Source organism: Devosia sp. 63-57, assembly GCF_001899045.1.
GTDB lineage: Bacteria > Pseudomonadota > Alphaproteobacteria > Rhizobiales > Devosiaceae > Devosia > Devosia equisanguinis.
Genome location: NZ_MKUY01000004.1, coordinates 354726 through 379264, shown reverse-complemented (window position 1 = coordinate 379264; position 24539 = coordinate 354726). Strand labels below are relative to the sequence as shown.

Sequence of the window (24539 nt, the reverse complement as noted above, 5' to 3'; positions counted from 1 at the left end):
TTCAGTCCTTCTTGCCCGGCCAGCCCATCAAAAGCTGCACCGACTTCTCCGCCTCTTTCGCCTTGTCCGCATCCTTGAAGATGCGCATGACGCAACGGGGCTCGCTGCGGCTGATCACGTCATAGACGAGGTGATAGCCAGTCTTGTCCATGATCGGACCGATCCAGCCAGCGCAATGGTCGCAATAGCGTGTCATTGGCGCAGCATCATTGTCCATCACCTTGGCCAGGCTCGGACAACCATGCATGTGCAGTTCGAGATGCTCGTCATCGACCATAAGGTCGAGCTCGCAATTTTCCTCTTCCTCGATCACCGACCAGTATTCATACATGCCCTGCAGACCCTTGGTCTGGATCAGCTCGAGAATGTGTTTTTCCTGGTTCTTGCTGATTTCGAGCCAGTAGAGGTCGAGATCTTCCTGCCCCTTGCTCTCGAGGAATTTGAACACCTCGTTGTAGAAGCGGGTGAAATGGTCGCTCGGGATCATGCGCGCCTCCGGATGATCTGCCGGCACGCCCCCGGCCCGGTAATCTCGGTATCAATCCGATAGGCCGTGCCCTCGGCGATCGCCTCGTTCACCTTGGTTGTCTGATCGCAGAAATGCGGCGAAACCGATGGCGAAATCTTCGCGACATGGTGCCAGGCCGTGCAGCGGCGCACGGTGAGCACGATCTCGTCCTCGCTGACCGCAATGTCATAGTCGGCATTTTCGCGGGTAAAGAAATACCGCCAGTGCCGCACCATCTCCTCGGGATGGCCGTCCAGCATATGCCGCCGCAGGTCGACATAGACATCCTTGCCGACCTTGGCAAAAATCTCGTGCAGCACCTCGACGCCATAGCGCTCGACGATGAAGTCGATGGTCGTGTTCACCGCCCCATGGAAATCGAGGTGAACATTGCCCTCTTCCTGATAGCGCAGGGGTGTTTCAGGCTGCTTTTGCATGGTCGCGCTTAAAATACGATTTGCCACCGACAATGGTCTCCACAACCGATAGATCCGCAGCATCGAGCAGCACGAAATCGGCCAGTTTGCCGGCTTCGATACTGCCCATATCTGCCTCTCGCCCGACAACCCGCGCCGGCACCAGGCTCGCCGCATGCGCCGCCTGCACCAGGTCGGCGCCGGCCATCGACACATAGTTTCGCATGGCCTCGTCCGAGGTCAAAGATGAACCGCACAGCCCCCCATTGCGATCGCGTACCGCCTGGCCGGGCGCGCTGGTCACGAAATAGCCGGGATAGAACTCGAATTCCGTTCCCGGCAGGCCCGCATATTTCATCGAGTCCGTTTCGAGAAACACCCGATCCACCGGCAATTGCGCCAGGATACGCAGAAGTTTGGGATGGGCATGAATGCCATCGGCGACAACGCCCAGCGCCAGATGGCGCTCGGCCAGCAGCGCATCGGGCAGCGAAAACACGTGCACCCCCGAATTGTCCGGCGGGATGGTCCGCATGACGTCATACATATGCGTCACCGCGTCGATGCCCCAGCCCACATAGCGCGAGACATCGTCTGGCGCCGCCTGGCTATGGCCGAAATGGATCGATACTCCCGCCGCCTTCATCCGGCGGATGAACGGCTCCGCGCCCGGCAATTCCGGCGCAATGGTCACCGCGGCCAGCCGCCCTTCGGCCTTGTCGAGCATCATCTCCGCCAGTTCGACCGACGGCAGCTGAAGGTTCTGCGGATTATGCGCGCCCGGCGAATTGAAGCACGGCCCTTCGCTGTGAATACCGAGCGCCCGCGCCCCCTCGGCACGGCCACAAGCCTCGGACAACCGCGACAGCACCGAAGAGAATTGACCGGGCGGCTGGCAACCGATCGAGGGCAAGAACGCCGTTACCCCGCGCGCCGGCAGCTTGGCCGCAGAATCTGCCACCCCATCCGGCGTCGCATCGGCATAAAGGTTTATGTCGAAGCCGTGCTGCAGCAGGTCGATCATACCCGGAAACAGCAGTTTCCCGCTCGCATCATGCACCTGCCAGTCTGCCCCGGTCGTCATTTCCGGTGCGACCAGCCCAACAATCCGGCCATCTTCCACCAGCAGGTCATGGCGCAGAATCCCCGCCGGCGTCACGACGAGACCGCCTGCCCACTTCTGCTTGACACCCATTGGGTAACCTCTATTACCATGTTATTATGCTAATGAGTTAACTCACTTCGTTTCGGGTGTAAATATGGATCGCCGCACCGTCTGCATTACCGGCTCCACGCATGGGATAGGCCTCGGAATTGCCAGGGCTTTTGCCGCTGACGACTATCGCGTGGTCCTCAATTCGCATATCCGCGACGACCATGCGGAGCGTGCCATCGGCGAACTTTCCGCCCTCACCGATGTGCACTTCGTGCAAACCGATCTGGCAAGGCCCGGCGGGGCCGAACGGCTGGTGGACGAGGCCTACGCACACTGGGGCAGGCTCGACACACTGGTCAACAATGCCGGCACTTTCCTCGACGCCCCTTTTGGCCAGCTCACCGAAGACATTTTCGAGCGCACCTTCGCGCTCAATGTGCGCGCCTATCTCTTCGCGAGCCAGGCCTTCGCCAATCGCGTGGCAGAGGGCCAGGCCGGCGCCAGCATCATTTGCGTTGGCTCCACCAATTCCATGGCCGCCGAACGCGACAGCGTCGCCTATGACACCTCCAAAGGCGCGGTCCTCATGCTGGTAAAGTCCCTCGCGGTGACCCTCGCCAGCCGCGGCATCCGCGTCAACGGTCTCGGCCCCGGCCTGGTGCGCACACCTCTCACCGCCGCTGCCCTCGGCTCCGAGGATTTGAGAAAATCCCTTGCGCGTCAGATTCCACTCGGCCGTATCGCCGAGCCCGAAGATATCGGTGGAGCCGCGGTCTTTCTTGCTTCCGATGAGGCGCGTTATATTACAGGACAGATGTTGTTCATCGATGGCGGGATTCTTGCCAACCAACTGTCCTGGGGTGCCGAGCCGTGAATGTTGAACTGACACCGCGCCACCTGCAGTTGCGGGACCTCTTGTTCCGCCGTTGGAAAACCGCAGGTCTCAAGGCGGGTGACAAGATCGAGTCACAGAACGAGATCACCAAATTCTGCGATTTCTCCCTGATCACCGTCATCAAGACGCTCAAGGATCTGGAAGCCGAAGGGGTCATTCGCCGCCAGGTCGGGCGCGGCTCCTTCCTCGAAAAGGCGCCTTGGGCCGAAGCCCATCACCGCGTCGGCTTCTTCTACAATCGCAACATCGTCGGCGGCGGCATCTTCAACAACGAGTTCTATACCCGCCTCGTCATCGCGCTCGAACGCGGCATTGTTTCGGATGGCCATGAATTCGTCATGGGCAGTTTTACCCACGAGAAAATGCCTGTGACCTTCTGGGATCGCCTCGACATGGTAGTGCTTGCCGGCATCACCGACGAAACCGACATTTCCTCCCTCGGCCAGACCACGAGCCAGATCAGCGTCCTCGACGCCACGCTCGACCTGCCCGGCGTTCACAGCTATGGCCTCGATTATGGCCCGGCCTTCAAGGAAATGTTCGACCGGCTCGGCAACAGGCCCAATCGGGTGCTCTATCTCGATACGGTGCACCTCTCGCTCGAACAGGCCACGCGCCTCAAGAAATTCAAGGCTGCCTGTGCCGCCAGCGAGGCGGTCCAGATCCTGCGCGTCACCGAAGTGAACCAGGAAGACCCGACAGCCGATATCGCGCCGCTCGAGGCCACCATCGCCGAATTCCAGCCGGACCTCATCTGCGGCTACATGCACCACCGCTGGCATGCCCGCTTGGCCGAGGCACTGGCCAAGCCCGTGCGCATCTACCCCTATGGCCTCGATTCCCACCGTCCCGGCTTCGTCGTCGAAAGCGGCGCATGGCTCAAGACCGTGCTGCCGACCATCTATCAGAACCTCGATGATCGCCCCGGCACAGGCGGCGTTCACACCTTCCCGGCCCATTTCGTCTACTGATCAGGACCTTTTCATGCTCAAGCTCGTCGATAGCGGTGCGCGCTCGCACCTGCCGTTCAGCCCCGCCTTCATCGCCGGTGACCTGATGTTCGTCTCCGGCCAGGCCTCGGTCGACAGCGCCAGCGGCGCCATCATCACCGACACCTTTGAAGGCGAAATGCGCCGTTCCATCGAGAACCTGCGCGCAATCCTCGAAGCCGGCGGCCTCAGCCTCGACCACGTGGTCAACGTCAAATCCTACGTCGCCGACGAAGCCGACCTCGCCCTCTACAACCAGATCTACCCCGAATATTTCAGCGAGCCCCGTCCCAGCCGCAGCACGATTGTCGGCGTGCTCGGCACCAAGCTGAAATTCGAGCTCGACTGCGTCGCCTATGCCAGGGCCACCCGCCAGCAGGCAGAACGGATCGGCTGAGGACTAGCTCAAACCTGTTGGCGTGGTCGGCGGCAATGCTTGGGTAATCCGGCGCGCCGCATCCTGCAGCGCTTCGGCGGCCCGGTCGGCCAGCACCCGCATGCGGTTTTCCGGCGCCGAGAGGCTCATGGCCGCAATGGCGAAACCGTGCTCGTCGAGGATGGGCACGCCGATGCAGGTGACCCCGTCCTCGTTCTCGCCCGTTTCCATCGCAAAGCCGCGTCTGCGCGTCTCCACCACCTGCCGCCGAAAAGTCCGCGGATCGGTCAGCGTCCGGAACGTCCGCTGTTCGAATTCGGGGCGAATAAGCCGTTCGACCGTTTCCTCCGGCAGAAAGGCTGCGATAGCCTTGCCCAGCGATGTCGAATGCACCGGATGGCGATGGCCGATCCGCGCCTGGAACCGCTGCGAGCGCGTTGCCTCGCGAATATCGACATAGACCACTTCATCGTCGGCCAGCACGCCCAGATTGACGGTCTGGCGAAAGCCGTCGACGAGCTGATCCAGTTCGGCTTCGGCAGAGCTGCGGATGCTGTGATAGACCGCATCCTTCTGCGCCAGCCTGCGAAACTGCTGGCCAACCCCGTAGCGATCCCGCTCGATGTCATGCGCCAGCATGCCCGATGCCGACAGCGTCTGCAGATAGCGGAACACCGTGGTCTTGGGCAAAGCGAGGGCCTGCGCCACCTCGGCCAGCGTTGCCGCATGGGGCTGGCTTGCGACATAGGCAAAGACCTGCATCGCCTTTGCCACCGGCAAAACCGAATACTGATCCGAACCCTTCGCCATGGCCGCCCTCGCTCTCTTCGTGGCGATTGGAGATCATGGCAATGGCGGTGTCAACTCGGCGCAGCACGTCCCAAACTATTCCGTCTGGCGAAACGGCACCTCGTTTACCGCGGACGCGCACTGGTGTGTCCTGCACCCACAGAATTCGAGGAGCAGCACATGCTGAAATTTGAAGAGTCCGCACGCATCATCGCGTCCGAGTCTCGCTATGTGGCCGGCGGCGTGAACAGCAATTTCCGCCTGGGCATGGGCCACGGGCCCCTGGTGTTCACCCATGGCGAAGGCGCCTATCTCTATGACGTCGATGGCAACAAGATCATCGACTATTATTGCGGCATGGGCGCCATGGTCCTCGGCCATAGCCCCGCAGGCGTGCAGGCAGCCGTCAAGCAGCAGGTCGAAAAGGGCATTCTCTTCGCCGGCCAGTCGCCTGTCGAATACGAGGCCGCCCGCATCATCTGCGAACGCATCCCCAGCGCCGAGCGCCTGCGCTTCGGCTCGTCCGGCTCCGAAGTCGCCCAGGCCGCCATGCGCCTCACCCGCGCCGCCACCGGCCGCCGCACCATCGTGAAATTCGAAGGCCACTATCACGGCTGGTTCGACAATATCCTGTGGTCGACCGCCCCCTCCCTGGCCGATGCCGGCCCTGCCGAAGACCCCAATCTCGTTCAGGGCAGCAAGGGCCAGAGCATGGCGGATGCCGAAGGGCTCGACGTGCTGCAGTGGAACGATCTCGCCGCCGTCGAGGCGCGCCTGTCGCGCGGCGACGTCGCAGCTGTCCTCATGGAAGCAGCCATGTGCAATCAGGGTGCCATTTCGCCCATGCCCGGCTATCTCGAAGGCGTGCAGGCGGCCTGCCGCAAATACGGCACCATCCTGATCTTCGACGAAGTCATCACCGGCTTCCGCCTGGGCCAGAAGGGCGCCCAGGGCCGCTTCAACGTCACGCCCGATCTCTCGATCTTCGCCAAGGCCATCGCCAACGGCTTTCCCGTCGCCGCCATTGTCGGTCGCGCCGACCTGATGGACATGTTTGCCACTGGCGGCGTGCTGCATGGCGGCACCTTCAACTCCCAGCCGGTTCCCATGGCCGCCATGGTCGCGACCCAGCAGGCGCTTACCCCTGAGCATTATGAACGGACCTCGGTCTATGGCACGCGCCTTCGCGAGGGCATCAAGTCGATCTTTGCCGAAACCGGCATCAAAGCCCAGGTCACCGGCTACGAACTGATGTTCCACATCGGCTTTGGCCTCGACGCCCCGGCCCGCAACTATCGCGACCTCGCCCATGCCGACAAGGCCGGCTATGCCCGCTTCGCCCAGGCCCTCCTCCGCCATGGCGTCCGTGTCCTCGAACGTGGCGCCTGGTTCGTCTCCTCCGAGCACAATGACGATGTCGTAGACAAGACCCTAGAAGCCGTTCGGGTGGCCGCCCGTGAAGTGGCCCCGACCCTGCCAGCCTGACCCACCGCCGAGCCGGCGCAATGCACCCGCGCCGGCTCCCAGCACCATACGCCGCTACCGTCCCCACGAAGACCAAGGTAGTCTAGGTGTGGAAGCTATGAAGGCAGCGGAGGAGCAGATATTCGCTCCTGATCGCCTCATTCCCATCGTGCAGGCTATGACCGACCGGACCGACGACACCCGTCAGCAGCTAGAGTCCGAGATTGACCGCCAGCGCGCCGCTGTGGCTGACATACAGTCCCGCCTCGGCCTCCGCTGTGACGCCATCGAAGCTGGATTGGCCGAATTGGGCGGCGCCCGCGTCAAACAACGCATTGACCTAGCCAAGATTCAGATACGCAAGGCTCAGCAAATCTCGGTACACTGCGCCAGCGCAATAAAGCAAAGGCGGAGATTTCTCCGGCGATGGTGAAGCGCTTCTCGTCCGAAATTCGTCGCCGGTTGCGCGACGCCGATCCCGCGTTCCGTCGCAATTGGCTGCACCTCTTTGTCAGCAAGGTCGTGATTGGACGTGATTGGGAAAGGATCTAATCCAGATTAGCGGACCCAAGGATCAGCTATTGAAAGCCATTTCTGAAGAGGGAAATTTCGCGTGGTCAATCTTGGGCCAGTGACGGCCAGACAGCTTTGGGGCGATTAGCGCAAAAGAGCTGGCGGAGTTGATTACCCTTGAGGCTTTCTACCGGAGCCGAACTATGCCCGCGCAGGTTGCAGCGAGGTCGTCAATGAGGCGAAAATGGGAAGCGCTCTTCTTAACGAGCATCACCCTCGACGTGCGTGAGATACATGCCCTGCAATTCGGTCTAAGCTAATTACCAGAAGAGCGCCGCATAACAGCCCTGGCATGCCAAAGTGAATGAAACCCATCGTTCCGGCAAGGACTTGGTTGAGCAGCAGCCATGGCGCGGCCTGTTTCTCGACCCAGCTTGGTGATTGTGCTGACATCGGGCACCTCCTAGCGGTAGTTGAACCGCCGGTGAGCCTGACTCAACTCTGCGTTTGCCGCAAGTCATTGTGAGTTTCCGCTAAAGGAGTAGTCTTGATCTCTCGATGCGTTGTGACGGCGGAGATCGTCAGGCGCTCCAGTTGAGGAGGAGCAACCGTGTCTCATTCGGGATTATCCAGCCAGCTCATCGACTTGGACGCCGCGCCACCCCTCATCCCGGCTGATTATCGTGCGCCGGCGACGATCCATTCCATTTCCCCCGCAATTGTCCTCGATTGCTTACGGGCGGGTTGGTCCGACTACCGGCAAGCGCGGACCTACGGCTTACTGTTCTCGGCCTTTTACGTCGTTTGGGGCATCTTGCTGGTCAGCAGCCTGTTCGCGTTAAACGTCGCGTTTCTGGTCTTTCCGGTCATTGCGGGTTTTTTGCTCGTCGGACCGATCGTCGTGGTCGGGCTATACGATGTCAGCCGCCGCATTGAGACCGGAGAAGCCCTCGCGCTCAAACCTGTCCTATTCTCGTTCACCCGCCATGGCGCTACGCAGCTTCTGTTGTTTGGAGCGCTGCTCGTCTTCATCATGGTTGTCTGGCTCAAGGCCGCCGCCCTGCTCTATGCGCTGACCTTTGGGCTCAGCCCGATTCCCGCCGGTGAGATACTGGTGCGAGCCTCGACCGATACGCGGGTTTTGACTTTCCTTCTCGCGGGTAATGCCATTGGTGCAGGTCTGGGGGCTTTGGTCTTTTGCATCAGTGTTGCCGGTATCCCATACCTGTTGGACAAGGATGTCGACTTCATCACCGCCGCAACGACCAGCATAAGGGCCGTCATGCAAAACAAGGGTCCAATGGTGGTCTGGGCCATCATCCTGGCCGCGATGCTGCTAGGTTCGGTCGCCACAGGCTTCCTCGGACTATTGGTTGCGCTGCCCGTGGCGGGACACACCACTTGGCACCTCTATCGCAGAATGGTGGAAGACCAGGCGCAATAGAGGCGGCACCAGAGCCGCTATTTGCGCCAGCGCAAATAATCCAGCCGAAATTCGACAAACTAATCCGTGTCTTAGCTCAGAGGTGCGACAAAACGGGCAGTTGTGGACTCCGCTTGGGCGCGAATAGCTAAGGCGACGGAGTATTCGGGCCCTTGCAACACTATCGGGAGTTTGCAGCAGAGACAGGCAGGGCGCTTGCGCTTCTTGCCGTGTACCTGCTCGTGATTCTTGTGCCTTTGCATCAGGCCGCCGGTATGCAGCGCGACTTCGCCAAGCTCGGTTACGAGACGGAAGCCAGCTGGAGCATCTGTGCGCCTCTGGGCAGTGATGGCGACCAGAGCGCCCCGCAGATCAAATGCCCGGCCCATAGCATCGGCAAGAACGACCTTGCCCTGCCAGACACGGATCTCGGGTTTGCATGGACCGAACCAGAATCGCAACTTGTCGGCAGTCTTTTTTCCGACGCAGGCCGACATAACCATTCCTCCATCAATGTCCGGCTCTCTGGACCGCGCGCCCCTCCAGCCGACGCGTAATCCTGCCTGCCAGATGATCCGCCAATCCGGCCCTTGGGCACGATTGCGCCTATCGTTACGGCTCGCACCCTGATGTTTCCGAAAATCCCTGGGCATGTGCGTGCCCGCAGTACCGGCTTTCGTGCTGCCGGCGGCTGACGCCGTCTGGCGCGTCTGTCCGGCCCTATTGGAATACAAGTGCATGTCGCAAAGCGCCGCGCAGCCGATCGCCTTTGACGAGGCCATCGTTCGCAAATTCGTCGTCGCCACCGTGGTCTGGGCCATGGCCGGCATGGGGGCCGGGGTGTTCATTGCCGCGCAACTGGCCTTCCCGCTGCTCAACTTTGCCGAGTGGGTCAATTTCGGGCGGTTCCGGTCGGTGCATACGAGCGGCGTCGTGCTGGGCTTTTCAGGAAATGCGCTCTTTGCGGCGGCGTTCTATGTGGTGCAGCGCACCTGCAAGACGCGCCTTTGGGGGCCACGCTGGCTGAAGGACGCCGTATTCTGGGGGTTCCAGTTCTTCATGGTTCTGGCCGTCACCGGCTACATGATCGGCATTACCCAGTCCAAGGAATATGCCGAGCCCGAATGGTATGCCGACATTGTGCTGCTTCTGGTCTGGATCGGCTTCTTCCTAATCTTTACCGGCACGATCGTGACGCGGCGCGAGCCGCATATCTATGTCGCGAACTGGTTCTTCTGGGCCTATATCGTCACTGTGGCGGTGCTGCATATCGTCAACAATATCGCTATTCCGATCGCGCCCCTTGCAGCCAAGAGCTACACGATCTTCGGCGGCGTGCAGGATGCGCTGATCCAGTGGTGGTATGGCCACAACATGGTGGGGTTCCTGCTCACGGCAGGCTTCATCGGCGCCATGTACTATTTCCTGCCCAAGCAGGCGGGCCGCCCGGTCTATAGCTACCGGCTCTCTATCGTGCACTTCTGGGCGCTGATCTTCCTCTATATCTGGGCCGGGCCGCATCACCTGCACTACACCGCGCTGCCGGACTGGACGCAGACACTGGGCACGGTGTTCTCCATCATGCTCTGGATGCCCAGTTGGGGTGGTATGATCAACGGCATCATGACGCTCTCGGGCGCGTGGGGGAAACTCCGCACCGATCCGATATTGCGCTTCATGATGGTCGCGGTAGCCTTTTACGGCATGGCGACGTTCGAGGGGCCGCTCATGGCCATCCGCCAGGTCAACGCCCTCTCGCATTTCACCGACTGGACCGTGGGCCACGTGCATTCAGGCGCGCTGGGCTGGGTGGGCTTCATGGCCTTCGGCGCGCTCTACTACATGGTCCCGCGGCTCTGGAAGAAACCCCTTTATTCCATGCGTTTGGTGGAGGCCCATTTCTGGCTCGCGAGCACCGGCATCATTTTGTACGTGACCGCCATGTGGGTAGCCGGGGTGACTCAGGGTCTGATGTGGCGCGCCTACAACGCGCAGGGTTTCCTTGAATTCTCCTTCAGCGACACCGTCGCCATGCTGCATCCCCATTATGTGACGCGGCTTCTGGGTGGACTCTTCTATCTCTCGGGCGTTCTCGTGATGGCCTATAATTTCTGGCGCACCATCCGCCAGCCAGTGCCGCAGAAATCGCCGGTCCCGACCGCCATCGTGGCAGCGGAATAGGGGGCGGGCATGTTCATCAATCACGGCAAGATCGAAACCAGCGCGGCGCTGCTGATCCTCCTCACCCTCGTCACCATCGGCATTGGCGGGATCGTCCAGGCCGTTCCGCTATTCACTGTGGAAAGTACCATCGAGCCCGTCGAGGGCGTTCGGCCCTACACGCCGCTCGAGCTCTATGGCCGCAATATCTACACGCGCGAAGGCTGCTACACCTGCCACAGCCAGATGGTCCGTCCCTTCGTGGATGAGGTCGAAAGGTATGGTCATTTCAGCCTGGCGGCGGAAAGCCAGTACGATCACCCCTTTCTTTGGGGCTCTAAGCGCACGGGGCCTGACCTCGCACGCGTGGGCGCGCGCTATTCCAATGCCTGGCATGAAGCGCACCTGATCAATCCGCGCGATCTGCTGCCATCCTCGATCATGCCGCCCTATGCCTTCCTGCGGTTGCGCGAACTCAAGACCGACGACATCGGCGACCACATGCGCACCTTGCGGCTGTTAGGCACGCCTTACACCGACGCGCAGATCGGCAATGCCCAGGCAGATATTCTGGCCCAGGCGCGGCCGGACGAGCACGACACCGAATCTTTCCTAGAACGATGGGGCAAGGCGCCGCTCGGGCGGTTCACCACGCAGGACCACTTCGTCTCCGAAATGGATGCTTTGATCGCCTATCTGCAGGTCCTCGGGACCATGGCTGACCTCTCCACCTATGACCCCGCGACGATGAGCCAGCAGCAATGAACGAAGCCATGATCGGATATTTCGAGGGCGCTTTCCTGACACTGGCAATTGTCGCTTTGTGCCTTGTCGCCTGGTTCAGCTTCAGCCCGCGTCGCAAGGCGGGAATGGAAGAGGCTGGCCGCATCCCCTTCCAGACGGAGGATGACGATGGGCAAGCCTGAAAAAGATGAAATCACCGGACAGCATACCACTGGCCACGAATGGGACGGTATCCGCGAGCTGACGACGCCGGTGCCCAATTGGTGGCTTCTCACCTGGTTTGCCTCGATCGCTGTAGCCTTGCTCTATGTCGTGTTCTTTCCAAGCTTTGCCGTACCTGGCTGGGTCGTGCCCGGCGCGCTGGGCAATAGCGCACGCAACGAGCTTGCCGCGGAAACCTCGCGTATCGCCCAGTCGCAGGCTGGAACGCGTGCGGCACTGCTCGAAACCCCGATCACCGACCTCGCCGGCAATGCCGACCTCTATGCATTTGCCTGGTCGGGTGGGCGCGCCGCCTTTGCGGTCAACTGCATCGCATGCCATGGCGCGGGTGCTGGCGGACAGATTGGGCAATTCCCCTCCCTCATCGATGACGACTGGCTCTGGGGCGGGACGCCGGAAGCGATTGAGCAAACGATCTTGCACGGCATCCGCTCTCCAACTGATGAAGATACGAGACTGAGCGAAATGCCGCCCTTCGCCGACGCCCTCAGTGCCGAAGAGATATCGGATGTGGCCGATTATGTCCTCTCGCTCAGCCTTGCCAATGCGGGAGACGCGGAGGTGCTGGCGCGCGGACAGGCTATCTATTCAGCCAATTGCGAGGGTTGCCACCAGCCTGGCGGTACCGGTGGACGCGATTTCGGCGCACCACGCCTCGACGACGCCATCTGGCTCTATGGGGGCAGCAAGGCCGACATCATCAGGCAGATCAACGCGCCCAGGATGGGCGTGATGCCAGCCTTCGTAAATCGGCTCGACCCGGCCACGATCCGCATGCTGGCCGTCTACGTCCACAGCTTGGGCGGTGGCGAGACATCGGAGCCCAGTCCATGAGCATGGCCAGTGCTGGAATGGCTGGAAAAATCTATCCGCGCTCGGCCAAGGGCCGCTGGCGCAACGTCAAGACAGCTTTGGTCTGGACGATCACGATAGCGCTGCTCGCACTGCCCCTGATCCGCTGGCCGCGGGCCGGCAGCAGCGATCAGGCAGTACTGTTCGATTTCGCCCAGGCCAGAGCCTATGTGTTCTGGTTGGAATTCCTGCCGCAGGACCTGTTCCTGCTGGTCTTGGTGCTGATCGCCGCGGCCCTGACGCTGTTTCTCACCAATACGCTGGTGGGCCGCATCTGGTGTGGCTTTGCCTGCCCGCAGACGGTGTGGACCGACATCTTCATGTATGTCGAGCGCAAGCTCGAAGGTGAGCCGGGCGAGCGGGCGAAGCGTCTCGCGAAGGGCGGGCTGGGTCTCGCGCCCTTGCTCAAGCATGCCATTTGGCTCGCCATTGCCTCGGCTACGGGGCTCGCCATAATCGGCTACTTCACCGATGCGCCGACTCTCTGGCAGGGCATGTTCACAGGAACGGCCGGGCCCGTAGCAACGGTCTTCGTGCTGATTTTCACCGCGCTGACCTATCTGCTCGCCGGCTTCGCACGGCAGAAGGTATGCACGCATATGTGCCCCTGGCCGCGTTTTCAGGCGGCCATGCTCGACGCCCAAAGCCTCTCAGTCGCCTATCGCGTCGACCGCGGCGAACCGCGCGGCAAGGGCGTCAGGCGCGACGTCGCGGCCGAAGCGCCTAAGGGAGACTGCGTTGATTGCGGTCTCTGTGTAGCCGTCTGCCCCATGGGCATCGACATTCGTGAGGGGCTGCAGCTCGATTGCATTGGCTGCGGTCTCTGCGCCGATGCCTGCGATGGCGTCATGGAAAAGGTCGAGCGACCCAGGGGGCTGATCGGCTTCTACAGCGAAGCCGAGCTGTCACCGCAGCCTGTTCCCAAACCGAAACTACGGTTCAGGCCCTTCGGCTACGGGGCAATTCTCCTGCTGGTTGCGGCCCTGCTGTGCGTAATGCTGGTTGGTCGCGAGACGTTCAGCCTCGCTATTTCGCCGGAGCGTAACACCCAGTTCGTGCGGCTCTCCGACGGCAGCATCCGCAACCTATACACGATGCGGATAACCGAGCGCGGGGCGCAGGAGGGAGATCTCATCGTTGTCGTGGATGGACTTGATCATGCCCATGTTCTGGTGAGCCGCGACGGGGTCTCGGGAGACAACGGCAATCGGATCGCAGCCTCCGGAGCTGGCCACAACGGCTCCTATCGGCTGGCTGTGGATGTGGCGCCCGATCAATTGGCTGCCGGACGCAGCACCATTGTCGTCAAGCTTACAGACGCAGACGGCAATCTTTTGGCCGCCACAGAAAGCTATTTCTGGGCGCCGGAGGGGGTGCGGCCATGAACGCGCTCTACAACCGATTCATTGCGAAGGACCGCTGGATCGGGTGGCTGTTCGTGCTCTTTTTCGTGGTGCTGACACTGGTGGAAATCCGGCTCATCACCTTCGCGGTCGGCAGCTACAACGGTCTCGTCACCGAGCGCGCCTATCCGGTGGAAATGCCGCAGGCCGAAGTGCTGGAGCGGGACGCGGATATGGCGACGCGAGGCTGGCAGCTCGAAACGCGCTATGAGGGCATTGCGGAAAAGACCAGTCTGCTCGAACTGGTGCTGACGGACGCAACCGGGGCCCCCCTCAGCGGCGTCAGCATCGGCATCGTGGCCGAGCGCGTCACCCGCCATGGACAGGCCCTGCCGCGATTTCCCACGGAGACATCACCAGGCCTTTATACCATGCCCCTGCGGCTGCCACTGGGGGGCGCCTGGACGCTGCGGCTGACGCTGAGCAAGGACGGGGTGACCGAATATCGTCTTGCGCCCATCGATGTCGGAGCCAGCGGATCATGAGCACGATAGATCTCGGCGCAAATCTGGAACGGGCCGCTGCACCCAGCGATGCCAGCCTCGTCGGATATGTCTCGCGCGAAGAGCACGGGACCAATGCGCTCTCACTGCTGGTCGCGGGCGCCCATTGCGGCGCCTGCGTGGCACGCATCGAGAGGGGCCTTTCCCAAATGGATGGGGTGACCAGTGCCCGGCTCAATCTCTCGACCCGGCGGCTCGAGGTCAAATGGCGCGGGCCTGCTGCCGCGGCCGACGCCATCGTGCGCGGCGTCGAGCGGCTCGGCTATGACGCGGTGCCGTATCTGCCGGAAACCCTGACGGAGCGAGACGAAGCTGCAGACAAGGCGCTGATGAAGGCGCTGGCAGTTTCCTTCTTTGCCACCGCCAATGTGATGATGCTGTCGTGGGCCGTCTGGCTCGGCCATGGCGGCGGGATGGGAGAAGGTACGCGCAGTTTCTTCCATTGGCTCTCGGCGGCAATTGCCCTACCCGCCATCGCCTATTCCGGCAGGCACTTCTATCGCTCGGCCTGGATGGTATTGCGGCGCGGTCGCACGAACATGGACGTACCGATTTCGCTCGGCGTGCTGCTGACCACGATCATGAGTCTCGTGGAGACGGCATTGGGCGGGGTCTATGTCTATTTCGACGGCGCGCTGATGCTGCTGACGGTCCTGTTGCTCGGGCGCTTTCTCGACCATCGCGCCCGTGCCAAGGCGCGTTCCGCCGTCCAGCAATTGATGACGCTGACGGCACTGCCAGTGCATGTGCGCCGCGAGGACGGAAGCATGGAGGCCATGCCCGCCGGGTCGGTGCGCCCGGGCGACGTGGTTCTGGTCGCGGCGGGCGAGCGCATCGGCGTCGATGGCATCGTGCTCGAAGGCCAGTCCAGTGTCGAAACTGCCCTGATTGACGGAGAATCCATACCCAAGCCGATCAGCGCGGGAGATGCGGTCATCGCCGGCGCGGCCAATATCGGGCAGCCCATCTCGGTGCTGGCGCGGGCGACGGGCGGCGGCACGGTTCTGGCGGAGATCATCCAGCTGCTGGAAGCGGCAGAACAGAAGAAGGGGCGTTTTGTGACCATCGCTGACAAAGCGGTGCAGGTCTATACGCCGGTCATTCATATTCTCGCCGCCGCGACATTTTTCGGCTGGCTCGCTTTTGGGGCGGGCTGGCAGGTAGCGCTGGTCAATGCGGTCTGCGTTCTGATCATCGCCTGCCCCTGTGCATTGGGTCTGGCCGTGCCGGTGACGCAAGTGGTGGCGGCCGGCCGGCTGATGAAGACCGGCGTGCTTTTGAAGTCGGCCACGGCGCTGGAACGCTTCGCAGCCATCGACACAATCGTCTTCGACAAGACCGGGACGCTCACGCTGGGTCGTCTGGTGCTGGATGCCTCTGGCATCCCCCAGGAGGCTCTCGCGCTTGCCTCTGGCATGGCCGCCCGCTCGACCCATCCGGCTTCCGTCGCTATCAGGCAGGCGCTTCCCGACCAACCGTCCCTCGACGATGTCACCGAACAGCCGGGCGAGGGTTTGCTTTGGGCCTCAGCCGCGGGCGATGTGCGGCTCGGTTCCACGCGCTGGTGTAGACTTGCCGATGAGGGCTCAAGCGGCATCGCCGTATGGCTGACACGGCCAAATCACGCGCCGCAGCGGTTTGCGCTGACCGACAGGCTACGCTCGGACGCCGCGCGCACCATCGCAGCGCTCAAGACGAAGGGCTACGCCATCGAGATGCTCTCAGGCGACCGTGGCAGCGTGGCCGAGAAGGTTGCCGATGCGACCGGCATTGCAGACTGGCGCGCCGAGGTTTCCCCGGCAGACAAGATCGCCCGCGTCGAGGCTTTGCGGGCTCAAGGCCGAGCTGTGCTGATGGTGGGTGACGGACTAAACGACGCCCCGGCGCTGGCGGCGGGCACGGCATCCATCGCCCCTGCCCGCGCCGCTGAAGTCAGTCGCCGCGCGGCTGATGCCGTCTGGCAGGGCGAGGCTCTGGCCCCGCTGCTCGATGTGCTGGGCGTGGCCCGCAAGGCGCGCACCATCGTGGTGCAGAACATCGGCTTTTCCTTTGTCTACAACGCCGCCTGGGTTCCCGTTGCGATGGCAGGCCTCGTGACACCCTGGATCGCGGCGATCGCCATGTCTGCCAGTTCCATGCTGGTGACCTTCAATGCCATGCGCCTCGGGCGCCTGCCGAAAGGACCACGCTGATGCAGGTCCTCGGATTCCTCATTCCGGTCGCCATCTTTCTCGGTTTCATGGGCCTTCTCGCCTTCTTCTGGGCGGTGCGAACTGGCCAGTACGAGGATCTTGACGGGTCCGGAGAACGCATTCTTTTCGACGAAGAGCAGAACGATGACCAAGCACGCTGACGACTCCACCGACATCGCGTTCACCACACCGATCATCAGCGCGTTTGTGCCTTTGGCGATCTGCTTCATGGGCTACCTGTTCGGCGGCCGAATGGGCCTGGCAATCGGCATGGCAGTCTCGCTCAGTCTCATAATTATCGGCTTTTGGCTGGATGCGCGGTGGCGTCCGGGTTTCGCTATTCCGGGTGTTAGTTTGCTCGTACAGACCGTTGCCTTTTTCCTGCGGGCCATTGTGATCGCAGCCGCAGCAGCAGTCACACTGCTTGTGGCCTCGCTTTGGATCATCGGCGGGTGGGTCGGCGTGTTGTTTGCCAATCTCACAGGCCCCATCCGACGCCTGCTTCCCAAACTCTTGCCTACTTTCAGGATTGAGCGCCCGCGTCTGAACTGGGAGCGAGTTTGGGCCGACTTCGTCAAGGCCGACAACCTCGCCCTGTTCATTCTCAACATGCTGCTTTTGCTGGCTATCGCCTGCATTTTCATCGGCATGGAGGTCGCACTCTATGTGGCTATCGTCCTGACGCCCATCTGGCTCCTGGGGCTGGTCCTGCTCGCTATACAGGGCAACGATCCTCAGTTTGTCTTTGACGACGAGCACGGATTGGATGTTGAGGAATGAGCCTGCACTTCGAGTATACGATCGTGGGAGGCGCACTGGTTGGGCTGGCCTCGACGCTGCATTGCGCAGGTATGTGCGGCCCCATCGGATCGGGCCTTCTTTTCACCGTCGCCCCTGACCGTTCCCCGCGCCAGCGACTTAAAGCAATTTTGATGGCGCAACTCGGCAAGGCTGGCAGCTACGCCTTGGCCGGTTTCGCGCTCGGAAGCCTGGGGTCAGGCTTTTTTGGGCTCTTCAATCGCGAAGCGGCCTTTCTGGTCGCGCAGTGGGCGGCGGCGGCAACGCTGTGCTGGGTAGGCCTTTCGGTCGCCGGCTATGTTCCTTCACTGGCCGCGCTGGATAGACTGAGCATGCCGATCACGGAGCTCGTCACCAGTATACGGCGCGCCAATGCCGCTCATCTTTACGACAATGCGGCCCTTGCTGGCGTCTTCTGGGGTCTGGTGCCATGCGGCATGGTCTATGCGGCCCTCCTCAGTTCAATGCTGACAGGCGATGCCATTGCCGGCGCATTTTTCATGGTCGGCTTTGCCCTTGGCACCGTGCCCTCTGTGACACTGGCATCCCTTGGCATCACGAGCCTCAAATCTCTATCCCGTTCAGACAATGCGCGGCTGGCCGTCGGGCTCACCATCGCTGCCACAGGCATTCTGGGCGCCATACTGACAGCGCCAGGGGGGCCATTTTGCTACACCCCTTAGAAGCGGTGCAGCGCATGCCGCCCAGCACTAAAGCCGGTCATGCTCTGTTTGCGGCACCGCACACGGAGCGCCTGCTGCTGTTCACAGGTATGAGCGGGCGTGCGGTACAAATGGTCCTGCGCAGGGGGCAGGTCCATGAATTCGCGCCAACTGAGGCCATGTCTCTGGGCGCCCATACTTCTGGCCATTTCGGCCTGGTGCTTGATGGATATCTCACGCTTAAGCGTTGCGGTCCTGCGGGCAAAAGCATCGCTCTGAGCTTTTTCGGCCCCGGTACATTTCTTGATCTGGCGACGGAGCAGGAGTTTCTGGTGGCATCAACACCCAGCGTCCTTGTGTCATGGGATCAGGACGCGTGGGAAAGTTTGGGGCGAAGACACGCAAACCTTGTCCAGAATGCTCTTCACCTGCTCCGTGCGCGTCTTCGTGACGCCCGGGAGCAAGTCCACGAGATCACCACTCAGGATGTCGAACGGCGTCTGGCGCGCCTTCTGCTGCGGATATGTTCTGACCTGACTGCGTCTGGGGACATCGCGACGACAGGCCATCCGGTGTCTCGAAAGGACCTGGCGGATCTGGTTGGCACCACTGAGCATACCGTATCGAGGATGATCCGCGCCTGGCATGTCGGCGGCATCGTCGATGCGGGCCGGCGAAGGGTTGCAATCACGAACCTGGCCGCGCTGAACGAGCGCGCCCGATCCTGACACCTGCCGCCCATTTACGGAAAGGCTCCGACTTGTTCACCACACGTATCTGGCTATCTCTCCTGATCTATCCCATGGCCGCTGCCGTGCTCTTCGGCGCGGCAGTCCTACCAATCATGCTTGTGCCTTGGCTGGATGAGCGCGCAGCGGATTTCTTCCCTGTCGCTGTGGCGATCAGTGTCCTGGGTGCCGCGCCGATCGCTTGGCATCTCGGCGGGCGGATCCGAAAGAAAGAGCGGTAGATGTTGCCACGTCACCGAACGGATCAGGGTTGCCGCAGCGCGCTTTTGCCGAGGTGTAGTCCGAAGGCTAAAACCAGCCAGCGCCATCGGCGCCCACGCATCCCCAGCACATGCCGGAGGCACGTTGTCTTTTCCGTGGCCCCCTTACCGATCCGGGACCATTTATCCGGAACGTTGAATACGATACGCTTGCCCAGCCGTTTAACAAACGACACAAGGGTCCGCACTCGAGCTCTCGGGGACTAAGTCTTGATGTCGGGTAACAAACAGATTGTGACAGAGATTGGCAGGGCATTCGCCTTGCTTGGTCTGTACATCCTGCTTCTGCTTACGCCGCTCCATCAGGCTGCGGGATTGCAGCGCGACCTGGCTGCTCTGGGCTATGAAACGGCCGCCTCCTGGAGCGTTTGCGCGCCGCTTGCCGAAAAGAGCGGCGACGAAGCGCCTTTGCTGGTCAAGTGTCCGGCACAGCATCTGGGGTCGCACTATACACCGCCTGCCGGCGCCACAGATCACGCTCCAGACCGTGTCTGCCTTTTTGTTGGCACTGGCACCCATCCAGCCCCCATCCTCACGCCCCTTTCTGCGACCGGTTCAGGCGGCTCACGAGCACCACCCGCCCTCGTGTGATCGGGCGTTCCATGCCGCAATGCGGATCGAAGCGCCTGTCGCTGCGCGCACCCATGAACCTCTGAGGCATGGGGCGCAATGTCGTTGACCTTAGCCCAACCGGGCTTACGGAATCGAACCGATGGCCGAACACCATATTTTTCTTCGCTCCGCCCAAACTTCTATGGCGAATTACCCTGAAGCGTATGATGATGCGCTCCGCCGAGCCGCGATCTTCGACGCCATGTCCAACACACATAGGCATGCCATTTTGGCTCAGGCTACCGTTCTTGAACTCGGTGCCGGTCAGATCTGGCAGAAAGACGACACGTCGCAGGACTTCTGCTTACTCGTCAGCGGGCGGCTTCGAATGCAGCAGGAGACCAGCGATGGCCTTCGTCATATCGCCCGCTATGTTCTTTCGGGTGATGTCTTCGAAATGCCGCATGACCTCGACGCCGAGCCACAAATTGCTGCGGTCGCCTGCGCGGACAGTACGGTGCTCATCTGGTCCAACCCAGTCTGGACGTCCCTACTTGCACAGGACGTGCTTCTCAGCAGCAACACCGCACGTGCCCTGACGCACATCCTGCGCGAAACGCAGACGCGGGTTCGTCAGATCGCCACCCAGGACGTCGAACAGCGGCTGGCCAATGCAGTGCTCGGTTTGCTCGATAGGGCGTCACAGCCGGTCAAGGGCGGCCTTGCAATCGACTTCCCGATTGGCCGCAAAGACTTTGCAGACATGATTGGCACGACACAGACCACGGTATCACGCATCGTCTCCACCTGGGAAACCAAGGGTTTCTTGCGCACCGGCAAGTTCAAGTTCGAGGTCACCAACATTGCCCAGTTGCGAGCCTATGCAGCCGGGCTTGACCGCAATTCTCCGGCCCGGTTCGCCAACCAGCGCAAGCAGGCAAGGCTCGCTCTGGCCTGAGACAAATTACGATGCCGCGACCTGTGCTGATCTGGTCGCGGCTTTCAAATTGGAGTTATGGTGCCTTCCTTGCGGCAATCGAGCCGATTGGAACCTCCAGGTCGATCGTCCCTGCCTTTTCGAAATTAAGGGTAAGGGGGAGCGTGTCGCCCTCCTTGAGGGGCTGCTTGAGCCGCACAAGCATCAAGTGCAATCCACTTGGCTCGAGCACCACTGTGCTGCCGGCCGGAACCGGGATGCCGTCCGGCATCTGCCGCATGCGCATCACATCGCCATCCATCGCCATGGAATGGAGTTGCACCTCTTCGGCCACCGGTGTCTCGGCAGACAGCAGAATGTCATCTTGGGTGCCGAGATTGGCAATGCTGAAATACGCGCCGCCAGTGCCGGCATTGGGCAATGTGGCGCGAGAGAACGGTGTAACAATCTGTATTGAACCCGACTGCTGTGCAAACGCAGTGGGTGCCGTGCACATCATCAAGGCCAGAACACCAACACGAAAGAACTGCATGCTTGATCCTTCCAGAATTCAGTTCAGCGGAACGGTGCCGGCGAAGGCATCGAAACGCGTGATGTAGTCGCGGCCAAGGGCCGTTTCGCCGGTCGCCAGTTCCTTGCGCAATTGATCCGCGGTCTGCACGCCAACGCCCAGGCTGGTCAGCGTGGCCGGCAGCAGCAGACTCGGACCCGACCATAAGACGACCTGCCATGAACCTTCGCGTTTGCGCAGAAAGGCGCGCGCGCCGATGTCACCGCGCGTCCACCCGGCAATGGCGACATCCCCCACGATTGCCAGCGGCGCTATGGCCGTGTCCTCGCCCAGCTCCGCGCGCAGGGCCGCCGCAATGGCCAGTGTCGCCTCCGACGTGTCGGCGCGCTCGCTGGCCTGCATGGGCAATTCCTCGATCGGCTCGATCGGGTCGATCGGGTCGATCATGAAAAACATCTTGAAGCGGCCTCGTTTCTCGAAAACGAAAGCGCCATCAAGTTCGCCGCCTTCCACAAGCGGTTCTTTGAGGCCCTCTACGCGACCACGGAATTCGCCCTGGATGAGCAGCACCGTCTCACCGGGTGGAATGTCAATCCAGGCCATTTTCTGCTGCGTGGCGACCCCATTTGCGTCAGTGACCTGGCGTTCGAGAACGGCTTTGCCATAGGCGGTCTCGATGGCGAGCAGCCGCTCAGGCTCCGTACCATTGTTGACCAGCGCCATATAGATATGGGCCGTGTCGCCATCCAGCGGTGTCGCTGGGATCGCGGGATGGATGATCTGCAGGTCGCCGAGCAGGAACTCGTGTGCGGCTGCAGGCTGCGCCATAAACAGGAGCAGAAGCAGAACGAACCGTTTCATGGCATGACCCTGTTGATCGAGGCAGCATGGCCCTCGGGCCATGGATCAGCGTAGTCGGGATTGGTGAGGAAGGTCTCGTCGGTCAAGCTGTTCAGAAAAGCGATGATATCCGCGATCTCCTGGTCGCTGGCCTTGAAGCCCACGATCATCGTGTCCTTGTAGGGGTTCTTCGAGCCATCTCCCGCGTATGGGCCCTCCGCGATGACGCGCCCGGCATTGGCATAGTGATCCAACACGTCTTCAAGCGTGGCCGCCGAGCCATCGTGAAAATATGGCGCCGTAACCCCGACATTGCGAAGGCTCGCCGTGCGGAAGCGGCCCATGTCTGCGGGATTGCCGGTGAATTCGATGAAGCCGGTTGCCTGCGGCGGATATGCCCCTCTGCCATCGATATTGTAGAGGCCATTATTGTGGTTGCCACGCTCGGCGACGGGGCTGCGAGAGGTCTGCAGGTTGTCCGAGAGCATGATGCCAGTGTGGCAGTGATAGCATTCGAACCGGTGTTCGAAGAAAAGTTGTTCGCCGCGCTTTGCAGCATCCGAGATCGCGTCGGTCTCGCCCCAATACTTGAACCGGTCATAGGGGCTATCGAGGGAAATAAGGGTGCGCTGGAAAGCGCCAAGGGCCCGTGTCACCGTGAACAGATCAATCGCCGGCCGTTCGGGAAACGCCCTGGAAAAGGCCTCTGCATAATAGGGGTCGTCAGCCAGTGCGGCGAAGATCCGCGCTTCCTGCCCCGCCGATCCCATTTCCAGAGGATTGTCGCCGAACAGGGGCACGAGGGCCTGAAATTCAGGCGTCGTCATATGTGGGTTGCCCCAGGTCAATTGGGGCATGTAACCGACATTTGCCAGCGACGGCACATTGCGAACGCCGACTGTAGAATCAATACCAACGGACAACTCCCGCCCGTCGGTGAACGCCTTTGACTGCTCGTGGCAGGATGCACAGGCAACCGTGCCGTCACGTGAGAGGCGGGAATCGTAGAACAAAGTGCCGGCCAAGCTCGACCTTGGCGGCACTCATCGGGTTGTCTTTCGGAACGGGCGGCGCCGGCATCCACGCCGGAATAGGCCAAGCGAAATGCTCCGCGGCATCAGTGCCGAGCATGGCGACACCCATGACCAGAATCAATGCGACGCTGCCCTTCAACATGGCTTAGCGCACCGTTGCGAACAATTGCTCGCCCGCTTCCACGCCGTCATATTCCAGACCCAGCTTGGTCATCACGGTCAGGCAATCTGCGTCGCCGGGGAAGGACATGCAACCCGGGGCGGTTTCGGGTGCATTCACCGTCATATCGGCCTCGGCCACCACCGGACCGGGATCGAGCACGACGACATTGCTGGCTGGATCGAATTCGGGAAACAGCACAGTGACCAGATTTGGATTGGCGCAGGGCGAGGTGGGCGCCTCGGTTTGCGAATTGGCGGCGCATAGCGTGGAGCCGAGATGCAGGAACCAGCCCATGGTCCCAGCCTCTCCGCCACCGTGACCAGCATGGGCGTCGCCCTCGCCGTGGCTGGCATGGGCCTCACCTTCGCCGTGGCCAGCGCCCATCGCCTCCCCGGCCATTGCCGTCTCGGCAACGACCGGCACCATATTGACCTGCATGAACCGGAAACCGAACTGCCAGTTCCAGAACATTCCCGTAGTGTTTAGCGGCGCGGGCATGACCGTGGGGTCGACATGGTTCAGCTCGAAAGGCAGACCTATGGTAAAGGCCAGACCCACATATTCGCCGTCCTCGACCGTCCCGCGCAGGCTGGTATTGGTCGGTGAATTGCCAGAGCTTGAGCAAGCTGCGGTGCCATCCTCAAAATCAAGCAGAGCGGCATTTTCATACTGCCATTGCCCATCCTGCTCGAGGCTGATCGGCGCGAGGCTGCCATCTGCGCGCACGAGTGCGGCATCATGCACGAAGAGCCGGAAATCGGTGACCGACATCGTGGTTTTGCCCGACCCGATATCGGGGAACGTTTCGGCACAAGAGAATGGCTTGCCGCCGACATCCGCAGCGAAGTTGATCGTAACGGCCTCATCTGCGATCGCTGGTGAAACCAATAGAGCGAACGCTGAAGCAATGATAGAAAAACGCATTTATATCTCCAGGTCTATTGTGGCGCCGCAGTGCCGTCGGCACTGAAGGTCGCGAGGTAGGCAATCAGATTGTCTCGGTCTTGCTGCTTCTTCAGGCCGCCAAATGCCATCTTGGTGCCGGGCACCTTGTCCTTGGGGGCTTCAAGAAAAGCGTTCAGGTCCTCAGCCGTCCAAACCAGGCCTTCAGCGCCTGCAGTTTGCATCGCGCTGGAATAATTGAAGTTGACGGCGGTGCCCGCTGGACGCCCCACAATGCCGTTCAGTTCCGGACCAGATTTGTTGCGGGCATTTTCGCCCACGGCGTGGCATGCCTGACAGCGGTTGAACACCTTCTGCCCGGCCGCAAGATCATCTTGCGAGACTGATGGGGCGGCCATCAACAGCATGGCTCCCAGGACCAGTACGTACCTATTCACTTCAAACTCCTCCTATTATTTTGTTTTCATTGACGCGCATGACGCCCGTCAAAAACGGTCGTGGGTCGGCGGCTACTGCGGACCAAAG

General features: G+C 61.3%; 28 protein-coding genes. 19 read left to right on the top strand and 9 right to left on the bottom strand.

Features of this window, described 5'->3' with window-relative positions; all coding sequences use genetic code 11:
• Position 1 precedes the first annotated feature (1 nt).
• The 3 genes from BGO80_RS07020 to BGO80_RS07010 are packed head-to-tail and all read right to left on the bottom strand — an operon-like array spanning position 2 to position 2119.
• The gene (locus BGO80_RS07020) at positions 2 to 487 is read right to left on the bottom strand and encodes a hypothetical protein (protein WP_286720387.1); all 486 of its coding nucleotides are present in this window, start codon (positions 485 to 487) and stop codon (positions 2 to 4) included.
• Positions 484 to 945 (bottom strand): hypothetical protein, encoded by a 462-nt coding sequence (locus BGO80_RS07015; RefSeq protein WP_286720384.1) that lies wholly within the window; start codon positions 943 to 945, stop codon positions 484 to 486. Before BGO80_RS07015 ends, BGO80_RS07020 begins: the two co-directional genes overlap by 4 nt.
• Positions 929 to 2119: an N-acetylglucosamine-6-phosphate deacetylase gene (locus tag BGO80_RS07010; protein WP_286720382.1), complete on the bottom strand. Its 1191-nt coding sequence runs from the start codon at positions 2117 to 2119 to the stop codon at positions 929 to 931. Before BGO80_RS07010 ends, BGO80_RS07015 begins: the two co-directional genes overlap by 17 nt.
• A 64-nt stretch (positions 2120 to 2183) precedes the next feature.
• On the opposite strand from BGO80_RS07010, the gene BGO80_RS07005 reads away from it, so the two are divergent.
• From BGO80_RS07005 to BGO80_RS06995, 3 genes are read left to right on the top strand one after another with little or no spacing between them, the layout of a single operon-like run.
• Complete coding sequence (locus BGO80_RS07005) at positions 2184 to 2954, top strand: SDR family NAD(P)-dependent oxidoreductase (RefSeq protein ID WP_286720379.1); 771 nt, start codon at positions 2184 to 2186, stop codon at positions 2952 to 2954.
• A complete protein-coding gene (locus BGO80_RS07000) occupies positions 2951 to 3946 on the top strand; it encodes a GntR family transcriptional regulator (protein WP_286720377.1) in 996 nt (331 codons plus the stop codon). The genes BGO80_RS07005 and BGO80_RS07000 overlap by 4 nt, the downstream gene beginning before the upstream one ends.
• Positions 3947 to 3959: 13 nt before the next feature.
• Positions 3960 to 4361: a RidA family protein gene (locus BGO80_RS06995; protein ID WP_286720375.1), complete on the top strand. Its 402-nt coding sequence runs from the start codon at positions 3960 to 3962 to the stop codon at positions 4359 to 4361.
• A gap of 3 nt (positions 4362 to 4364) precedes the next feature.
• Here the strand turns inward: BGO80_RS06995 and BGO80_RS06990 are convergent, their stop codons facing one another.
• Positions 4365 to 5150, bottom strand: a complete 786-nt coding sequence (locus tag BGO80_RS06990; protein ID WP_286720373.1) for an IclR family transcriptional regulator — start codon at positions 5148 to 5150, stop codon at positions 4365 to 4367.
• A 159-nt stretch (positions 5151 to 5309) separates the two neighbouring features.
• Here BGO80_RS06990 and BGO80_RS06985 point away from each other — a divergent pair, with 159 nt between their 5' ends.
• The 16 genes from BGO80_RS06985 (at position 5310) to BGO80_RS06910 (ending at position 20584) form a co-directional block, all read left to right on the top strand.
• Positions 5310 to 6614: an aspartate aminotransferase family protein gene (locus BGO80_RS06985; RefSeq protein WP_286720370.1), complete on the top strand. Its 1305-nt coding sequence runs from the start codon at positions 5310 to 5312 to the stop codon at positions 6612 to 6614.
• Between the two features lie 1102 nt (positions 6615 to 7716).
• A complete protein-coding gene (locus BGO80_RS06980) occupies positions 7717 to 8550 on the top strand; it encodes a DUF2189 domain-containing protein (RefSeq protein WP_286720367.1) in 834 nt (277 codons plus the stop codon).
• Positions 8551 to 8702: 152 nt separating this feature from the next.
• Positions 8703 to 9086 (top strand): hypothetical protein, encoded by a 384-nt coding sequence (locus BGO80_RS06975; RefSeq protein WP_126148653.1) that lies wholly within the window; start codon positions 8703 to 8705, stop codon positions 9084 to 9086.
• Between the two features lie 181 nt (positions 9087 to 9267).
• Positions 9268 to 10710, top strand: coding sequence for a cytochrome-c oxidase, cbb3-type subunit I (ccoN, locus tag BGO80_RS06970; protein ID WP_286720363.1), 1443 nt, complete (start codon positions 9268 to 9270; stop codon positions 10708 to 10710).
• Between the two features lie 9 nt (positions 10711 to 10719).
• Positions 10720 to 11454 (top strand): cytochrome-c oxidase, cbb3-type subunit II, encoded by a 735-nt coding sequence (gene ccoO, locus BGO80_RS06965; protein ID WP_126148651.1) that lies wholly within the window; start codon positions 10720 to 10722, stop codon positions 11452 to 11454.
• On the top strand, positions 11451 to 11615 hold the full coding sequence (locus tag BGO80_RS06960) for a cbb3-type cytochrome oxidase subunit 3 (RefSeq protein ID WP_164550188.1): 165 nt from the start codon (positions 11451 to 11453) through the stop codon (positions 11613 to 11615). The genes ccoO and BGO80_RS06960 overlap by 4 nt, the downstream gene beginning before the upstream one ends.
• Positions 11602 to 12489, top strand: coding sequence for a cytochrome-c oxidase, cbb3-type subunit III (gene ccoP / locus BGO80_RS06955; protein WP_286720358.1), 888 nt, complete (start codon positions 11602 to 11604; stop codon positions 12487 to 12489). Before BGO80_RS06960 ends, ccoP begins: the two co-directional genes overlap by 14 nt.
• Positions 12486 to 13892 (top strand): cytochrome c oxidase accessory protein CcoG, encoded by a 1407-nt coding sequence (gene ccoG / locus BGO80_RS06950; protein WP_286720356.1) that lies wholly within the window; start codon positions 12486 to 12488, stop codon positions 13890 to 13892. The genes ccoP and ccoG overlap by 4 nt, the downstream gene beginning before the upstream one ends.
• Positions 13889 to 14395 carry a FixH family protein gene (locus BGO80_RS06945; protein WP_286720354.1) on the top strand — a complete coding sequence of 169 codons (507 nt, stop codon included), beginning with the start codon at positions 13889 to 13891 and terminating at the stop codon, positions 14393 to 14395. The genes ccoG and BGO80_RS06945 overlap by 4 nt, the downstream gene beginning before the upstream one ends.
• Complete coding sequence (locus tag BGO80_RS06940) at positions 14392 to 16605, top strand: heavy metal translocating P-type ATPase (RefSeq protein ID WP_286720351.1); 2214 nt, start codon at positions 14392 to 14394, stop codon at positions 16603 to 16605. Before BGO80_RS06945 ends, BGO80_RS06940 begins: the two co-directional genes overlap by 4 nt.
• On the top strand, positions 16605 to 16766 hold the full coding sequence (gene ccoS, locus BGO80_RS06935) for a cbb3-type cytochrome oxidase assembly protein CcoS (protein ID WP_126148646.1): 162 nt from the start codon (positions 16605 to 16607) through the stop codon (positions 16764 to 16766). Before BGO80_RS06940 ends, ccoS begins: the two co-directional genes overlap by 1 nt.
• On the top strand, positions 16750 to 17385 hold the full coding sequence (locus BGO80_RS06930) for a hypothetical protein (RefSeq protein WP_286720346.1): 636 nt from the start codon (positions 16750 to 16752) through the stop codon (positions 17383 to 17385). The genes ccoS and BGO80_RS06930 overlap by 17 nt, the downstream gene beginning before the upstream one ends.
• Positions 17382 to 18086 (top strand): sulfite exporter TauE/SafE family protein, encoded by a 705-nt coding sequence (locus BGO80_RS06925; protein ID WP_286720344.1) that lies wholly within the window; start codon positions 17382 to 17384, stop codon positions 18084 to 18086. The genes BGO80_RS06930 and BGO80_RS06925 overlap by 4 nt, the downstream gene beginning before the upstream one ends.
• Before the next feature lie 14 nt (positions 18087 to 18100).
• The gene (locus BGO80_RS06920) at positions 18101 to 18793 is read left to right on the top strand and encodes a Crp/Fnr family transcriptional regulator (RefSeq protein WP_126148643.1); all 693 of its coding nucleotides are present in this window, start codon (positions 18101 to 18103) and stop codon (positions 18791 to 18793) included.
• Positions 18794 to 18825: 32 nt separating this feature from the next.
• Entirely contained in the window at positions 18826 to 19035 is a 210-nt protein-coding gene (locus BGO80_RS06915) for a hypothetical protein (protein ID WP_286720336.1), read from the top strand.
• Between the two features lie 751 nt (positions 19036 to 19786).
• Entirely contained in the window at positions 19787 to 20584 is a 798-nt protein-coding gene (locus BGO80_RS06910; RefSeq protein ID WP_286720333.1) for a Crp/Fnr family transcriptional regulator, read from the top strand.
• A gap of 55 nt (positions 20585 to 20639) precedes the next feature.
• Here BGO80_RS06910 and BGO80_RS06905 read toward each other — a convergent pair whose 3' ends face one another.
• From BGO80_RS06905 to BGO80_RS06885, 5 genes are all read right to left on the bottom strand, one after another.
• Positions 20640 to 21095 carry a copper chaperone PCu(A)C gene (locus BGO80_RS06905; protein WP_286720330.1) on the bottom strand — a complete coding sequence of 152 codons (456 nt, stop codon included), beginning with the start codon at positions 21093 to 21095 and terminating at the stop codon, positions 20640 to 20642.
• An 18-nt stretch (positions 21096 to 21113) separates the two neighbouring features.
• Positions 21114 to 21935, bottom strand: coding sequence for a copper uptake system-associated protein (locus BGO80_RS06900; protein WP_286720327.1), 822 nt, complete (start codon positions 21933 to 21935; stop codon positions 21114 to 21116).
• Complete coding sequence (locus BGO80_RS06895; RefSeq protein WP_286720324.1) at positions 21932 to 22957, bottom strand: methanobactin export MATE transporter MbnM; 1026 nt, start codon at positions 22955 to 22957, stop codon at positions 21932 to 21934. Before BGO80_RS06895 ends, BGO80_RS06900 begins: the two co-directional genes overlap by 4 nt.
• A gap of 136 nt (positions 22958 to 23093) precedes the next feature.
• Positions 23094 to 24035, bottom strand: coding sequence for an MbnP family copper-binding protein (locus tag BGO80_RS06890; RefSeq protein WP_286720321.1), 942 nt, complete (start codon positions 24033 to 24035; stop codon positions 23094 to 23096).
• A gap of 14 nt (positions 24036 to 24049) precedes the next feature.
• On the bottom strand, positions 24050 to 24451 hold the full coding sequence (locus BGO80_RS06885; RefSeq protein WP_164550186.1) for a c-type cytochrome: 402 nt from the start codon (positions 24449 to 24451) through the stop codon (positions 24050 to 24052).
• Positions 24452 to 24539: the final 88 nt, after the last annotated feature.

Bases quoted from the DNA above. Each gene is read 5' to 3' on its own strand.
- BGO80_RS06910 (WP_286720333.1), top strand. From the start codon at position 19,787: ATGGCCGAACACCATATTTTTCTTCGCTCCGCCCAAACTTCTATGGCG.
- BGO80_RS06945 (WP_286720354.1), top strand. From the start codon at position 13,889: ATGAACGCGCTCTACAACCGATTCATTGCGAAGGACCGCTGGATCGGG.
- BGO80_RS07010 (WP_286720382.1), bottom strand. From the start codon at position 2,119: ATGGGTGTCAAGCAGAAGTGGGCAGGCGGTCTCGTCGTGACGCCGGCG.
- BGO80_RS06920 (WP_126148643.1), top strand. From the start codon at position 18,101: ATGCCGCCCAGCACTAAAGCCGGTCATGCTCTGTTTGCGGCACCGCAC.
- ccoN (WP_286720363.1), top strand. From the start codon at position 9,268: ATGTCGCAAAGCGCCGCGCAGCCGATCGCCTTTGACGAGGCCATCGTT.
- ccoO (WP_126148651.1), top strand. From the start codon at position 10,720: ATGTTCATCAATCACGGCAAGATCGAAACCAGCGCGGCGCTGCTGATC.
- BGO80_RS06890 (WP_286720321.1), bottom strand. From the start codon at position 24,035: ATGCGTTTTTCTATCATTGCTTCAGCGTTCGCTCTATTGGTTTCACCA.
- ccoS (WP_126148646.1), top strand. From the start codon at position 16,605: ATGCAGGTCCTCGGATTCCTCATTCCGGTCGCCATCTTTCTCGGTTTC.
- ccoP (WP_286720358.1), top strand. From the start codon at position 11,602: ATGGGCAAGCCTGAAAAAGATGAAATCACCGGACAGCATACCACTGGC.
- BGO80_RS06940 (WP_286720351.1), top strand. From the start codon at position 14,392: ATGAGCACGATAGATCTCGGCGCAAATCTGGAACGGGCCGCTGCACCC.
- BGO80_RS06985 (WP_286720370.1), top strand. From the start codon at position 5,310: ATGCTGAAATTTGAAGAGTCCGCACGCATCATCGCGTCCGAGTCTCGC.
- BGO80_RS06905 (WP_286720330.1), bottom strand. From the start codon at position 21,095: ATGCAGTTCTTTCGTGTTGGTGTTCTGGCCTTGATGATGTGCACGGCA.
- BGO80_RS06995 (WP_286720375.1), top strand. From the start codon at position 3,960: ATGCTCAAGCTCGTCGATAGCGGTGCGCGCTCGCACCTGCCGTTCAGC.
- BGO80_RS06925 (WP_286720344.1), top strand. From the start codon at position 17,382: ATGAGCCTGCACTTCGAGTATACGATCGTGGGAGGCGCACTGGTTGGG.
- BGO80_RS06900 (WP_286720327.1), bottom strand. From the start codon at position 21,935: ATGAAACGGTTCGTTCTGCTTCTGCTCCTGTTTATGGCGCAGCCTGCA.
- BGO80_RS07020 (WP_286720387.1), bottom strand. From the start codon at position 487: ATGATCCCGAGCGACCATTTCACCCGCTTCTACAACGAGGTGTTCAAA.
- BGO80_RS06960 (WP_164550188.1), top strand. From the start codon at position 11,451: ATGAACGAAGCCATGATCGGATATTTCGAGGGCGCTTTCCTGACACTG.
- BGO80_RS06990 (WP_286720373.1), bottom strand. From the start codon at position 5,150: ATGGCGAAGGGTTCGGATCAGTATTCGGTTTTGCCGGTGGCAAAGGCG.
- ccoG (WP_286720356.1), top strand. From the start codon at position 12,486: ATGAGCATGGCCAGTGCTGGAATGGCTGGAAAAATCTATCCGCGCTCG.
- BGO80_RS06930 (WP_286720346.1), top strand. From the start codon at position 16,750: ATGACCAAGCACGCTGACGACTCCACCGACATCGCGTTCACCACACCG.
- BGO80_RS07015 (WP_286720384.1), bottom strand. From the start codon at position 945: ATGCAAAAGCAGCCTGAAACACCCCTGCGCTATCAGGAAGAGGGCAAT.
- BGO80_RS07005 (WP_286720379.1), top strand. From the start codon at position 2,184: ATGGATCGCCGCACCGTCTGCATTACCGGCTCCACGCATGGGATAGGC.